Below are 14,518 nucleotides of genomic sequence, written 5' to 3' on the forward strand. Positions count from 1 at the left end.
CAAGTAAGAATTTTATCAAAAAAAATTTTTCTTGTAAATGATAATTGATATTATTGGTTAAAATAAATCAGAATTATTGTTATTTATTTTCATAATTTCATCTAATCGCTTGATTTTGAAAACTTTAAATTAATATTCTGTTATTTTTAGCCATTATCTAAATTAAAAATCTAAATTAAAAGCATTTTAAAAATATGACAATAAATCATGTGTCAGTTTATTTTTTATGCTCTAAAAAGCACCCACCCTATCTAATGAGTGCTTGTATTTGCTATTAATAGAGTTAATTTTGGCGATAATTGGGTGCTTCTTTGGTAATCTGTACATCGTGTACATGCGATTCCTTCATGCCTGCGGAAGTCACTTTGACAAAGCTGGTATTCTTACGCATCTGTTCGATGGTCTGGCAACCTGTATAACCCATGGATGATCTTAGACCGCCTGCCAATTGACCGATGATGCCTGCCACAGGGCCTTTATAAGGAACACGGCCTTCGATACCCTCTGGAACCAGTTTTTCAACACCATCTTTGGCATCTTGAAAATAACGATCCGATGAGCCATTTTGACCAGACATTGCCCCCAAACTACCCATACCACGATAAGCCTTATAATAACGACCTTGGAATAATTCCACCTCACCAGGTGCTTCTTCGGTACCTGCCAACAAGCTACCCACCATAATACATGAAGCGCCTGCTGCGATGGCTTTGGCGATATCACCCGAAAAACGAATACCGCCATCGGCAATCAAAGGAATGCGATCTTTTAACGCACTTGCCACACTATCAATGGCACTTATCTGCGGGACGCCAATGCCTGCAACAATACGGGTTGTACAAATAGAACCAGGACCAATACCCACTTTAACAGCATCTGCCCCTACATCTAACAGTGCCAAAGCAGCATCACCTGTTGCGATATTACCCCCAATGACTTGGATATTAGGGTAGTTTTTCTTAATCCACGCCACACGATCGATCACACCCTTGGAATGACCATGTGCGGTATCTACGATAATCACATCGGCTTGTGCATCGATCAATGCTTCAACACGCGCTTGGGTATCGGCACCAGTACCAACTGCCGCACCAACCAGCAGGTGACCTTTACTGTCTTTGGCGGCATTCGGGTTATTTTCTGCTTTAGAAAAATCATTAACGGTAATCAACCCCTTAAGCTGATAATCATCATCAATCACCACCACTTTTTCAATACGGTGGCGATGTAACAGCTCTTTGATACGCTCTTGGGTTTCACCTTCTTTAACAGTCACAAGCTTATCTTTTGGGGTCATCACATTGGCGACTGGCTGAGATAAATTGGTCTCAAAACGCAAATCACGATGAGTGACAATACCCACAACCTTATTAGTGCCTGCTTCAACGACTGGTACGCCACTGATTTTATGCTCACGCGTCAAGGCAAGCAAATCGCCAACCGTTGCATCGGCGGTAACAGTAATCGGATCTGCCACCGTACCTGCTTCAAACTTTTTCACATGGCGGACACGGCGTGCTTGGTGAGCGATATCCATATTTTTATGAATGATACCCATGCCACCTAGCTGAGCCATCGCAATTGCCATTTTTGATTCGGTGACGGTATCCATGGCAGCAGAAATAATGGGCAAATTAATGGTAATATCTTTGGTTAAGCGAGTGGTTAGGGAAGTTTGTTTTGGGAGAACTTCAGAATAGGCGGGCAAAAGCAAGACATCATCAAATGTCAAAGCATCATAGGCAATGCGTAGCATAGGTTATTTCCTGTATGAGCGCCTAATTGGGCTTTAAATCGAGTGATAAAACACCAAAGGCAGGTTTGAAATAACGCCGTATTGTATCAAATAATTATGACAATTTGCAAGTCAGATGATGCGATTATTTAAAATAAAATAAGTTAAGTTATTATCAATTTATTATAAATGTAATATGAATAATAATCCAATGCGATAAAACCAAAACAAACCACAGTAAAAATTAACGCTGTCATTTAAACAAATATCTTGAAATATCTTGGTAGCAATGGCCATTTTTTGGTATAATTTTTTGAGATTATCTATTTTAGTTAAGCCAATGACTTTTGGGATATGATGATTAAGATGTCAATACTTCATAACTTCATGCAACAGCCATTTTAATCATCAAAGGCAAGTCGCTCAATGACTGATAAATCATTGATACCACACTCTCAAACCACCATTTTTATCACTTTTAGGCTGTTAAAACCATGCGTCAAATTTTTATGCACCGATTATTACCGCCAACACTGATGGCAAGCTTTTTATTATTAAGCGCCTGCAGCTCTGGCAATTCTCATGCCAAAGATACCTCTAATGCCAGCCAGCCAACAACCCAAACTTCTTCTCAAAGCGATACCACGCTTGTCAAGACGCTCCAAGATAATTTGACCCAAGCAGGGGTTGATATCACTGTGACAAATGCCCTGCCAACAACCATGCCTGATATCTATTGGGTCAGCTTTGAAAATGCCCCTGCAATGTTCACAGATAAATCGGGTGAATATTTAATTCAAGGGCAAATTGTCAAATTAAGTGGTGATTATCCGACAGATATTACCGCTGACATTCAGTCATCTTTGGCCAAAGAAACCTTAGCCAAAGCCAATACTGATGATATGATTATTTACCCTGCAACCAGTCAGCATAAAGCATCTATTTATGTTTTTAGCGACCCAACTTGCCACTACTGCCGAATGCTACACAAGGATATCAAGCAGCTCAATGCTGGCGGTATTGAGGTGCGTTATTTGGCGTGGCCACGCTCAGAACAAGACATACCGCTCACCGAAGCAATTTGGTGCAGCCAAGACCGAAAAGCAGCCTTAACAGCAGCTAAGCTTGGTCAAACTGTCCATGCCAAGCATTGTAAAAACCCTGTTCAAGAACATTTGGCATTAGGGCGTAGTTTGGGCGTATCAGGCACGCCTGCTGTTTTTGCCGAATCTGGCAGGCAGATTGGTGGCTATATGCCTGCCAAAGATCTCATCCATACTGCCATTGAACAACGATAACTGTCCTGATTGATCAAAAAAGCTGGGGCGTGCCTACCCTTGATAATATTTTATTAAGTTTTGATAAAAATAAAATTTAATATTATTTATGATGAAAAACGACTAAATTTTATTTTTGTTGTCAATACCACAGGTAAGTACACCCTAATACCTAAGGGTAAAAATTAAATCACCAAAAAAAACCTAGCACAAAACACGAACTTATGATAACTTAGGCAATTTATAGATTTATCAAAGGTGTTAAAAGGTATTTTTTAATTTGAATAATTTTAATATTGAACATATCAGCACTGATTATAAACGCTTTTTTCAGAGTTTGGTGGTCTTTTTATCGCCAAATGTATCAAAATTAACATTCCGATAGCGGAGTATTTTGTGAATAATACCATCAATCTTGCCGTACTGGGTTTGGGTACTGTCGGTACTGGCGTATTAAACCTTATTAAAGATAATGTCAATGAGCTTGCTCGCCGTAGCGGTCATCAGCTTGTGATAACACACGCAGGGACTCGCCGTCATCGCCATGATATCGACCCAAGTATCAATCAAACTGCTGATTTAATGTCCATTGCAGAGGCGAAGGATGTGGATATCGTGATTGAGGTGATTGGCGGTACAGATATTGCCTATGAAGTCATCACGCATGCCATTCGCCACAAAAAACATGTTGTAACCGCCAACAAGGCTTTACTTGCCAAACATGGTAATGAGATTTTTAGATTGGCTGAAGAGCATGGCGTCCAAGTACGCTATGAAGCGGCTGTTGCAGGTGGTATCCCAATCATCAAAATTGTCCGAGAAGCGTTGGCGGCAAATAAAATTGACTGGCTCACTGGTATCATCAATGGTACTGGCAACTTTATCATGACAGAGATGCAACAAAAAAATCGTAAATTTGACGAAGTACTTGTTGAAGCTCAAGCGCTTGGTTATGCAGAAGCTGACCCAACTTTTGATGTTGAAGGGATTGATGCGGCACATAAATTATCCCTATTGGCATCTATCGCCTTTGGTATTCCTGTACAGTTTGATAAAGTTTATTGCGAAGGCATTACCAAGATCGGCTTACAAGATGTCATCTATGCCAAAGAGCTTGGCTATACGATCAAGCATTTAGGCTTTGCTATCCGCCGTGATCATGGCATTGAACTTCGTGTTCATCCTACACTTATTCCTTCGCAAGCACTGCTTGCCAATGTTAATGGCGTCAAAAATGCCGTTATGATTGATGCTCACCCCTTAGGTCAATCACTGTATTATGGTGATGGTGCAGGTGCAGGTGCAACCGCATCAGCAGTTATGGCTGATGTGATGGATTTGATTTATGTCATCAATGCCGCCACACCAAGCGATGTACCACATTTGGCATTTATTCCCGAAGAGCTGTCTGATATTGGTATTTTACCTGCCGATGAGATGACATCGGGTTATTACTTGCGTTTAACGGTCAAAGATGAAGTTGGTGTTTTGGCAGACACAACTCGCATTTTAAGTGATAATGGTATTAATATCGATGCCATTTTACAGCGTGATGCCCATAAATCAGGCTTAGTACCAGTGATTATTTTAACACTACCTGTCTTAGAAAAACAAATGAATGCCGCTATCCGCCAAATTGAAGCACTCGGGGCGGTGGTTGAACCTGTTGTGCGTATTCGCCTAGAAAGCTTAGAATAAAGCGTGGTTGTCTATTTGCCTTGTAAAAAAGATACCAGTCATCTTTTTACATTCATTTTTAAGCTTAATATGTCACTTAAATGGCTATTTTTTAAATGGCCATTTTTTATCATCATTAAAAAAAATAGATGGTTTGCCTGAAATTTAACACGCATCGCCCTAGGCTCATATCGCTATTTTTAATCTTTCATGGTACACTTAAATATTATGTTTAACGATTAACTGATATGAACAGCCAAGAGATATTAAAACAAATTCACCAAACTAAGTTTTTATTGTCCGCTCCCACCTTTAAACTATGCCCTGAAGATACAGGCTTTGAGGTGGCATTTGCTGGCCGCTCCAATGCTGGTAAATCCTCTGCCATCAATACCATCACACACCAAAAACAACTTGCTCGTTCGTCAAAAACACCAGGACGAACCCAAATGATTAACTTTTTTATGGTGGGTGATGAACAAGCACGCATCGTGGATTTGCCTGGTTATGGTTATGCCGCTGTACCTGAAAGCATGAAAATCAAATGGCAAAAAGAACTTGAAGACTATCTGGTATCTCGCCAATCCTTGGCAGGTCTGGTTTTGATGACTGATATCCGCCATCCACTTAAATATTTTGATGAACAAATGTTACACTGGGCAAAAGATGGCAAATTACCTGTTCATGTTTTACTCACAAAATCTGATAAGCTTAAGCGAGGCGCACAAAAATCCGCCTTGTTAGCAACAAAAAAACAGCTAGAAGTATTGGACTTACCTTTTAGTATTCAGTTGTTTTCTGCACTTAAAAAAGAGGGTATGGATGAGCTTGCTTTGGTGCTTGGTGATTGGCTACACCTAACACCTTCTGACAAGCATCATCTATCACCCAGCAATACAGATATTTTTGGTGAGAATGAATAATCATGAATGGTACTTTATACATTGTTAGCACGCCAATTGGCAACTTATCAGACATGACAGAACACGCCATCAGCACACTAAAATCCGTCAATCTCATCGCTTGTGAGGATACTCGTACTTCATCCAAATTGCTAAAGCATTTTAATATCACCACGCCAACGATTGCTTATCATGAACATAATGCCGATAAGCAAACCGTACACCTAATTGAAAAATTAAACTCTGGTCAGTCTGTTGCACTCATTAGCGACGCAGGGACACCCTTGGTCTCTGACCCTGGATATCGATTGGTCAAGGCATCTCACGAACACGGTATCAATACAGTGCCTATTGTGGGTGCATGTGCAGCGATAGCCGCCCTTTCGGTGGCAGGACTGCCCTCAGACCGATTTACTTTTGCTGGATTTTTGCCCGCCAAGTCGCATGGACGACTTAAAGCCTTGCAACACTGGCAAGCCTGCACACAAACTTTAATATTTTATGAAGCACCACACCGCATCGTTGACTCCTTAACTGACATGATGACTGTTTTTGGGGCAACTCGTGAAGCAACTTTATGTCGTGAGCTGACCAAAACCTTTGAAACCATCAAAAAGCTGCCCTTAGGTGAGCTTGTCCAATTTGTCCAAAATGACAGCAATCAACAAAAAGGTGAAATTGTCGTGGTGGTTGCAGGATGTGATGACACAGTACACCAAAGCACGGATTATGATGCGTGGCTTCTTGCCATCGCCAAAGAGTTACCGCCCAAAAAAGCTGCCAGCATTGTTGCAGATGTACTTGGATTAAAAAAAACGACCGTATATGATCGGCTGTTAGCCCTACAAAACCATACTTAATCAACCCCATTAAAGGAAAACTGTCATGACTTTAAAAGACTCATTAACCCAAACCATCAAATCTTCTATGAAAGCTCGAGAGATGGAAGTGGTAAAAATCCTGCGTAATGTACAAGCCGCCATCAAAAAAGTAGAGATTGATCATCAGACAACTTTAGATGATAATGCTGTGCTTGAGCTGTTACAAAAGCAAATCAAACAGCGTCAAGAATCATTGGATATTTATCAAGCTAATGGTCGAGATGATTTGGCAGCCAAAGAAAAATTTGAAATTGAGGTAATTGGGCAGTTTCTACCTGCTCAACTTGATGAAGCGGCGCTGAATGATATCATCGCTGCGACTATTACTGAGCTTGAAGCCAATAGCATGAAAGATATGGGACGCGTGATGAATGCAGTTAAAGAAAAGACCGTCGGTCAAGCTGACCCTGCCATCATTTCAGGATTGGTCAAAAAAGCACTGACGGCATAGCAATAAACAACCACCAAAACATTAAAAGCGTACTAATGGGTACGCTTTTTAATCGGTTTACTTTAAAGTTGGTTTACTTTAAAAGATTTATTTTTATGATTTTCCCCAAATCCGCTTATATTTTGCCATTAACTCATCAGGGGTTTCAGGTCGGCTATCATCTTTGATGATACAGTCAATGGGGCAGACCTTATCACAGGTCGGTTCATCATAAAAGCCTAGGCATTCGGTGCATAAATCAGGGTTGATGACATAAGTCTTTTGCCCTTTTTGGTCATAACTGATGGCATCATTGGGACACTCTGGTTCACAGATGTCACAGTTGATACAGTCGGTGGTAATTTTTAGTGCCATAACTTTAAATCTCAAATAATTCTGCTGGGTCAATCTTAAACTGAAGCATATTGGCAGTTGGTCGTCCATTATCCCCACCTTTTCTTTGCATGGTTACCCTTCCAATTTTTAATGAACCCCTAGGTGAAATCACCACATCACCATCGCCATAGTGTTGCAAAACTTCATTAATATTTTTTAAAGCCCAACGAGAATTTTGAGATAATTTTTGAGCAACCAACATCCATTCAGCACTAAACTCACCTCGCCCACGCAATATATCGCTCAGTACTAAGATTTTATTATTTTTAAACCAATTTAATAACATGATTTGTTCATTGTCAGTAAATTCATTCATTAAAAGTCGTTTTTTACTGCCTTTTTTTAATTCACCTGTAAAATATCTTAATAGTTGACCAATGTTGTCATCAAAATGCCAAAGTTCTTGATAGGATTTTACCCATCGTTTATCAATTTGGTTAAAACCTTTTTTATTACTAACCAATTTGACTTGAATATTTTTAATATCTACCACTTCTTTATAGAATACAAAAACTTGTAAATTAATATCTGCCTTATATCCAGATAAAATAACTGCTTTTACGCTCTTAATTTGTGATAAATCATAGCCCATAATAACAAGCCACTTCTGAGCAATCTCATCAGATTGCCAGTGATTAAATTTAGCACAAATGCCTTCTTCATTTTTGAAACCATTTTTGGCAGTTTGTGAACCCAAATCAATCAAGTTTTGCTTGTTGTTCATCTTGCTCACCAATAGATTTTAATAATTGTTTGCCAATCTGTTCAATGACTGTAACAGTCATGGCATTGCCTGCCTGCGAGAGTATTTTACCATCAGGTAATTTGTGTTCTATGACTTTTTTGGCAAGCTGCTTTGAAAATCCTTGCAATAATAAACTTTCATAACCACTTAATTTACGAAGTGTACCATTTTTGGTATATAAAATACCATGCCTACCTGTTCTTAGTGTTGGAACTTTTTTATCATAAAGGCGCAAATCTGATTGTCGCCAATCAATGATGTTATGGTCATTTTTTAAAATTTCTTCAATATTGTATTGATTTTTGTTATATTTGCTGGCTAGGTATTTTTGAAAAGTGGGATTATTGACATCAAATTCATAATCCCTATCATCACTTAAAAAGTCATCAATCGGTTTTGATAAAATTGGTTGTGGAAATTTAAAAGGCATGTGCTTAATATCTTTTCTGATGCCGACAAAATAAACCCGTTGGCGCATTTGTGGTACGCCATAATATTGGCTGTCTAATACTTGATGATACACATCATAGCCAGCTTCTGACAATAATGATAAGATAAAGTTCAGTGTTTTACCTTTATTGTGATTAATTAACCCTTTGACATTCTCTAAGATAAAAAAAGAGACTTTTTTTTGCTTTAAAATATCTGTCAGATAATAAATAATTTGCCCACGGTTATCATCAAGCCCTGCTCTTTTTCCAACAATGGAAAAAGTTTGACAAGGAAACCCAGCAAGCATCACATCAAAATCAGGTAAGTCATCTGAATTTAGTTGGGTTAAATCCCCCAAATTTGAGTAATCATTAAAAAATAATTGATAGGTTAGGTCAGAATTCAAATCAATTTCACTATGAGCAACACAGCACATGCCTGCATTTTCTAGACCCAGACGCCCTGCACCTATGCCAGAACAAAAATCCATAAATTTTAACTGCATATAACAATCACCGCTTAGCTATAAATCGCCTCACTCACGCTTTTCATCACAAGGGCGAATTTTAGCTCATCATCACAGATGTCGCTAAATGGGTTTTTGATTTTGGCAATCCACCCCGACCCCAACGCACCATCTATGGCATTGCCTTTTTTATCCCACATTTTGGCAAGCGTGTAGGTTAAATTGCCTTTTGGGGTCATAATCTCAATGTCATCGCCGACCATGAGTTTGTTTTTAATCTCTAAGGTCAAAAAGTCATCTGAAATATCCAACACTTCTGCCACAAATTGTTGATGGTCAGTTTTTGATGAGCCGTAGTCATAATTTTGATAATCAGAATGCACATGACGGCGTAAAAATCCTTCGGTATAACCACGGTTGGCAAGCCCATCAAGCGCAGTGATGAGACTGGTATCAAATGGCTTGCCTGCCAAAGCATCATCAATGGCACGGCGATAGACCTGAGCGGTGCGTGCCACATAATAATGCGACTTGGTACGCCCTTCGATCTTCAACGAATGCACGCCCATATTGACCAAATCAGGCACCAGCTCCACCGCACGCAAGTCTTTTGAATTCATGATATAAGTGCCATGTTCGTCTTCATACATCGCCATCAGCTCACCCTTGCGACCTTGTTCTTCAATGAGTACAACCTCATCGGACGGTTTTTCTACATAATCATCGTCCATGACGACATCGCCATTTAGGTTGACATTGCTAATCTCGCCTTGACTGGGGACGAACACTTCTGGGTTGGCAGGGACGATATCGCCTGTTTCATTCTCCACCGCTTTATAAGTGTTGTAATTCCAGCGACAGGCATTGGTGCAAGTGCCTTGGTTGGCGTCTCGTTTGTTGATATAGCCAGAGAGCAAGCACCGCCCAGAATACGCCATGCACAGCGCCCCATGCACAAAAACTTCAACCTCCATGTCAGGCACTTCTTTGATGATTTGCTCAATTTCTTTGAGTGATAATTCACGGCTTAAAATCACACGGCTAATGCCCATCTGCTGCCAAAACTTCACCGTTGCCCAGTTCACGGCATTGGCTTGTACTGACAGGTGAATGACTTGATTGGGGAAAGCTTCTCGCACCATCATAATCATGCCAGCATCGGACATGATAAGCGCGTCAGGTTTCATTTCAATGACAGGGCGAATGTCTTCAATAAAGGTTTTTAATTTGGCGTTGTGTGCTTGAATGTTCACCACCACATAAAACTTTTTGCCAAGCGAATGGGCGTAGGCAATGCCTTTTGCCAAATTTTCTTCATCAAAGTCGTTGTTACGCACCCGCAAAGAGTAACGGGCTTGCCCTGCATACACCGCATCTGCCCCATAAGCAAAAGCATATTGCATGTTCTTAAATGTGCCAGCAGGACAAAGCAGTTCAGATTTTTGGGCGATTGGGGAGGTCATAATGAATGCTCTTTTTTTTATGGTCAAAATTATTTGTATTATAGCAAATTTTTCTACTTTTAGGGTTGTATCATCACCAAAATTATATTTAATTTAATTTAATTTAATTATTTTATTAAGATTATTTTCTAAGGTGGTTTATAGAACCGTTTTTTAAGAATGTTTTAAAATCACTTGATAATCTGCTATGATACAGTTATATTTTGTATGATTTACCTTTTATACACTGATGGTAGTTTAGATTAGTTTTTTACCCAAAATTTTGAGAAGAGCATGAATCCACATCACGCATTTTTACAAGCATTATCAAATACTCTGCCCACTTTAAGCATCAAAACTGATACCGAATCTACCCAGCATTGGGGGCGTGATTGGACAGTGCATTTTGATACTCATTGCCAAGCAGTCATTTTTCCAAAAACAACTGAAGAAGTGTCTGTGATTGTCAAATTGGCCAATGAACATCAAACCCCCTTAGTGCCAAGTGGTGGTCGCACTGGTCTATCCGCTGCAGCGGTGGCGACAAAAGGCGAGGTGGTGATAAGTTTTGATAAAATGAACCAAATTGGTCAGTTTTATGAAGCGGACCGTATGGTTGAGGTTGACGCTGGTGTCATCACTCAATCATTACAAGAATTTGCCAAAAATCAAGGTTTGTATTATGCCGTCGATTTTGCTTCATCAGGTTCTAGCCAAATTGGTGGCAATATCAGCACCAATGCTGGTGGTATTAAGGTTATCCGTTATGGTATGACACGAGATCAAATCTTAGGTCTCACCGTTGTTACAGGCAAAGGGGATATTTTAACTTTAAATGGCGGTATGCTAAAAAATGCCACAGGCTATGATTTTCGCCATTTATTCATCGGTGCAGAAGGAACACTTGGTTTTATTACCAAGGCGTTAATCAAACTTGAAAAACAGCCAATCAATCTAACCGCCATGGTGCTTGGCGTGACAGAGTTTAACAGTGTGGTGACTTTACTGGCTCAATTTGGTCAAGCATTGACTTTAACAGCATTTGAATTTTTTGACCAACTGGCTGTTGATAAAGTCATCGCCGCAGGTCATACCAAAGCACCCTTTGAGAGCCAAGCACCCTTTTATGTACTACTAGAATTTGAGGCCATCAATGATGATGTGCTAGATTTGGCGATGGGCGTGTTTGAGCAATGTGCCGAAGAGGGGCTAATTGTTGATGGTGTGATGAGCCAAAGTATTGGGCAACTTCAAGAACTTTGGAAATTGCGTGAAAGCATCTCTGAGACCATCTCGGCATTCACCCCTTATAAAAACGATATTTCAGTATTAATCAGCCATTTGGCAGACTTTATCAGCGATATTGAACACATCGTCACAGCCAATTATCCCGACTTTGAAATCTGTTGGTTTGGCCATATTGGCGATGGCAATTTACATTTAAATATTCTAAAACCTGCCAATTTGACCAAAGATGAATTTTTTGAAACATGCCAAACGGTCAATACTTATGTGTTTGATACCGTGCAAAAATATCAAGGTTCTATCTCGGCTGAACATGGCGTTGGCATGACCAAAAAGCCATATCTAACCTACACACGCACCCAGACTGAGATTGATTATATGAAAGCCATCAAAGCGGTATTTGACCCCAATGGAATCATCAACCCTGGGAAGATTTTTGATTAATTGACCCAACAATCAACCTACCCATAACAGCCTGATTACTTTGAGAATTTTTGCTTGTATTTGTACGGTCTGTTTAGGTTTTTTGTTAAAATTGCCCCTTTTATCAACCAATCTGCATACCAACACTTAAAACTCTGATGTGGATAAGGTATGATGAACTTTTCACTTAAATGGATAAAATTACCTTATGTCAACCAATACTCATATCTTAAAAGAATATTTTGACCCAATCAAGATTCGTGAGCATCAACTTGGTCATACTGTGACCGTGGGGGTGAGCTACCACTTTACCAGCCTTGAAAAACAAGGGCTATCTGCCTTACTTGCCAAACTGCCCTTAGCAGATGAGGCGCCTGTGGCGATGGATATTGATTTATCTTGCTTTGTTTATGATAAGGCATTTAATATCTTGGAGACGATTTGGTATGGTAATTTGCGTAATGCCAATGAATCTATTCGCCATCATGGCGATGCCTTGGTAGGTGCTAAAAGCTTTGACGATAGTCTAATTCAGCAAGAACAAATTCAAATCAAATTGGATAAATTGCTCAAAGAGGCACATCATTTGGTTTTTGTGCTGAGTAGTTATCACAATCAACCGCTACAAAAAGCCAAAAAAGGCATGCTATACTTTGGTGATAAAGAAACGCCTAAGGCATTTAGTATCAGCTTTGACCAAATCGAACCAGACTGCCAATCATTGGCGGCTTGGCAATTATCTTGTTATCGTGGAGATTGGGAGTTAAGTGCACCGATGGTCGACATCAAACTTACCAAGCTTTCTGATAAATCACTTGATACGCTCACAAATGCAGTAACAACCCACATTCAATCTGCACAATCTAAACGGTGGTAATTGATGCCCAACAACCCAATATCTTGGTTGGTATATTGGGTTGTTGGGTGATTATCAGCCTATTGGGATTTTTCGTCATCCATCAGCATGGCTGGACGCATGGCTTCACGCTGACGATTAAATTCTGTGATTTGCTCAGCAGTTAAGCTTGCACCGCCGCCCAATGCTTGGTATAGCTGGATTTGGCTGACTAACTTGGCAAGCTCAAGCTGTAGTATATTTTGCTGATTAATAAATAAAGACCGCTCGGCGTCCAGTACCGTCAGATAATTATCCAATCCAGAACGAAATCTTGCATAAGCGATATCATAAGTTTGACGGTAATTATCCTGAAGGCGAATCTGAGCATCAAGACGCAAGCCTAAAGTTGCACGCTCAGCTAAAACATCCGACACTTCTTTAAAGGCATTTTGAATGGCTTTTTCATAATCCACCAATGCCGACTGCTGAGCAACTTGCGCCATCTCATGATTGGCACGGCGACTGCCTGCATCAAAGATAGGCAAGCTAATCGCAGGCCCAAAAGACCAGCCCAAAGCACTTGATTCAAATAAGTTATTCAAACTGTTACTACTAAATCCCACATTAGATGATAAACGAATCGACGGAAAATAAGCAGCGCGTGCCACATTGATATTTGCACCTGCTGCTTTTAGGCGATGCTCAGCCTGCATAATATCTGGGCGATAATATAAAAGCTCGCTGGGCAAACCTGCACTAAACAATGTCTGTGTGGTAATATGACCCATATGCATACTGGCATCTATCGCTGGTAGTAGCTCGTTTGGTACAGGACGACCAATCAGCAGCTGTAACGCATTTTTGGCTTTTAAGATACTGGTATCTGCTGCATATACTGCCAATCGTGCTGACTCAAGTGAACTTGCTGCTTGTAGACTTGGCGACTTAGAATCAATCCCCGCTTCAAAACGCTTTTGGGTAATCATCATCGCATGTTCACGGGTTTTTAGCGTCTGCTCAGCCAGCTGCCTTTGAGCCAAAGCGTGAGCTAAGTTAACGTAACCTTGGGCGACGCTTGAGATGATTGAAATCTGAACGGCGTCTTTGGCGGCGTTGGTTGCCAAATATTGATGTAGTGCTTGCTGTTTTTGACTGGCAACTTTGCCCCATAAATCCAGCTCATAACCACTCATCGCAAGCCCAACATGATAATTGGTTGAAGCATTGGCATCGATACGGTTATTCGCTTGGCGTGTCACACTGGTATTTGAGCCGACTTGTGGCACGCTGCCAGCTTCGGTAATTTGATATTGAGCACGGGCTGATTGCACGGCTAAGACCGCAGATTGCAAGTCTTTGTTATTTTGTAAAGCAAGCTCAATCAAAGCTGCAAGTTTAGGATTTGTATAAAATTCCTGCCAGCGTAGTGATGCCACGCTTGGTGCCTGCGCCACACTGATGGTGTCAGCATCATAGACTTGATAGCCATCCTTCATAGGCACATTAGGCACCGCCAAAATCGGTGCCGATGTGTCAATTTTCTTTGGAATGCTACTACAAGCTGCCATGCCAATCGCCAGCGCTGAGAGCGTCAAGATACGTGCAGTTGTAGAGATTTTCATAATCAAT

General features: G+C 40.4%; 13 protein-coding genes. 7 read left to right on the forward strand and 6 right to left on the reverse strand.

Translation table 11 applies throughout. The features are described from left to right. Positions 1–283 precede the first annotated feature (283 nt). Positions 284–1,756: an IMP dehydrogenase gene (gene guaB, locus A4U55_RS04380; protein WP_003659156.1), complete on the reverse strand. Its 1,473-nt coding sequence runs from the start codon at positions 1,754–1,756 to the stop codon at positions 284–286. Positions 1,757–2,229: 473 nt separating this feature from the next. On the opposite strand from guaB, the gene A4U55_RS04385 reads away from it, so the two are divergent. The 5 genes from A4U55_RS04385 (at position 2,230) to A4U55_RS04405 (ending at position 6,923) form a co-directional block, all read left to right on the forward strand. Then, the gene (locus A4U55_RS04385; RefSeq protein WP_003659154.1) at positions 2,230–3,033 is read left to right on the forward strand and encodes a DsbC family protein; all 804 of its coding nucleotides are present in this window, start codon (positions 2,230–2,232) and stop codon (positions 3,031–3,033) included. Positions 3,034–3,408: 375 nt separating this feature from the next. Continuing rightward, positions 3,409–4,710: a homoserine dehydrogenase gene (locus A4U55_RS04390; RefSeq protein WP_003659152.1), complete on the forward strand. Its 1,302-nt coding sequence runs from the start codon at positions 3,409–3,411 to the stop codon at positions 4,708–4,710. 227 nt (positions 4,711–4,937) lie between these two features. After that, the gene (gene yihA / locus A4U55_RS04395; protein ID WP_003660759.1) at positions 4,938–5,612 is read left to right on the forward strand and encodes a ribosome biogenesis GTP-binding protein YihA/YsxC; all 675 of its coding nucleotides are present in this window, start codon (positions 4,938–4,940) and stop codon (positions 5,610–5,612) included. A gap of 2 nt (positions 5,613–5,614) precedes the next feature. Further along, positions 5,615–6,451: a 16S rRNA (cytidine(1402)-2'-O)-methyltransferase gene (gene rsmI, locus A4U55_RS04400; protein ID WP_063454055.1), complete on the forward strand. Its 837-nt coding sequence runs from the start codon at positions 5,615–5,617 to the stop codon at positions 6,449–6,451. 25 nt (positions 6,452–6,476) lie between these two features. Next, positions 6,477–6,923 carry a GatB/YqeY domain-containing protein gene (locus tag A4U55_RS04405; protein ID WP_003672929.1) on the forward strand — a complete coding sequence of 149 codons (447 nt, stop codon included), beginning with the start codon at positions 6,477–6,479 and terminating at the stop codon, positions 6,921–6,923. 93 nt (positions 6,924–7,016) lie between these two features. Here A4U55_RS04405 and A4U55_RS04410 read toward each other — a convergent pair whose 3' ends face one another. From A4U55_RS04410 to trhP, 4 genes are all read right to left on the reverse strand, one after another. Continuing rightward, a complete protein-coding gene (locus A4U55_RS04410) occupies positions 7,017–7,277 on the reverse strand; it encodes a YfhL family 4Fe-4S dicluster ferredoxin (RefSeq protein WP_003659145.1) in 261 nt (86 codons plus the stop codon). A 4-nt stretch (positions 7,278–7,281) separates the two neighbouring features. Beyond that, positions 7,282–7,890 (reverse strand): PDDEXK family nuclease, encoded by a 609-nt coding sequence (locus A4U55_RS04415; protein WP_228706417.1) that lies wholly within the window; start codon positions 7,888–7,890, stop codon positions 7,282–7,284. Between the two features lie 106 nt (positions 7,891–7,996). Further along, on the reverse strand, positions 7,997–8,980 hold the full coding sequence (gene dcm, locus A4U55_RS04420) for a DNA (cytosine-5-)-methyltransferase (RefSeq protein WP_003667745.1): 984 nt from the start codon (positions 8,978–8,980) through the stop codon (positions 7,997–7,999). A gap of 14 nt (positions 8,981–8,994) precedes the next feature. After that, positions 8,995–10,404 carry a prephenate-dependent tRNA uridine(34) hydroxylase TrhP gene (trhP, locus tag A4U55_RS04425; protein ID WP_063454057.1) on the reverse strand — a complete coding sequence of 470 codons (1,410 nt, stop codon included), beginning with the start codon at positions 10,402–10,404 and terminating at the stop codon, positions 8,995–8,997. Positions 10,405–10,677: 273 nt separating this feature from the next. On the opposite strand from trhP, the gene A4U55_RS04430 reads away from it, so the two are divergent. Beyond that, positions 10,678–12,072, forward strand: a complete 1,395-nt coding sequence (locus A4U55_RS04430; RefSeq protein ID WP_063454058.1) for an FAD-binding oxidoreductase — start codon at positions 10,678–10,680, stop codon at positions 12,070–12,072. A gap of 187 nt (positions 12,073–12,259) precedes the next feature. Further along, positions 12,260–12,928 (forward strand): TerD family protein, encoded by a 669-nt coding sequence (locus A4U55_RS04435; RefSeq protein WP_003660770.1) that lies wholly within the window; start codon positions 12,260–12,262, stop codon positions 12,926–12,928. A gap of 59 nt (positions 12,929–12,987) precedes the next feature. Here the strand turns inward: A4U55_RS04435 and A4U55_RS04440 are convergent, their stop codons facing one another. Further along, a complete protein-coding gene (locus A4U55_RS04440; protein ID WP_003659130.1) occupies positions 12,988–14,511 on the reverse strand; it encodes an efflux transporter outer membrane subunit in 1,524 nt (507 codons plus the stop codon). Positions 14,512–14,518 lie beyond the last annotated feature (7 nt).

It is taken from the genome of Moraxella catarrhalis (genome assembly GCF_001632285.1).
GTDB classification, from domain to species: domain Bacteria; phylum Pseudomonadota; class Gammaproteobacteria; order Pseudomonadales; family Moraxellaceae; genus Moraxella; species Moraxella catarrhalis.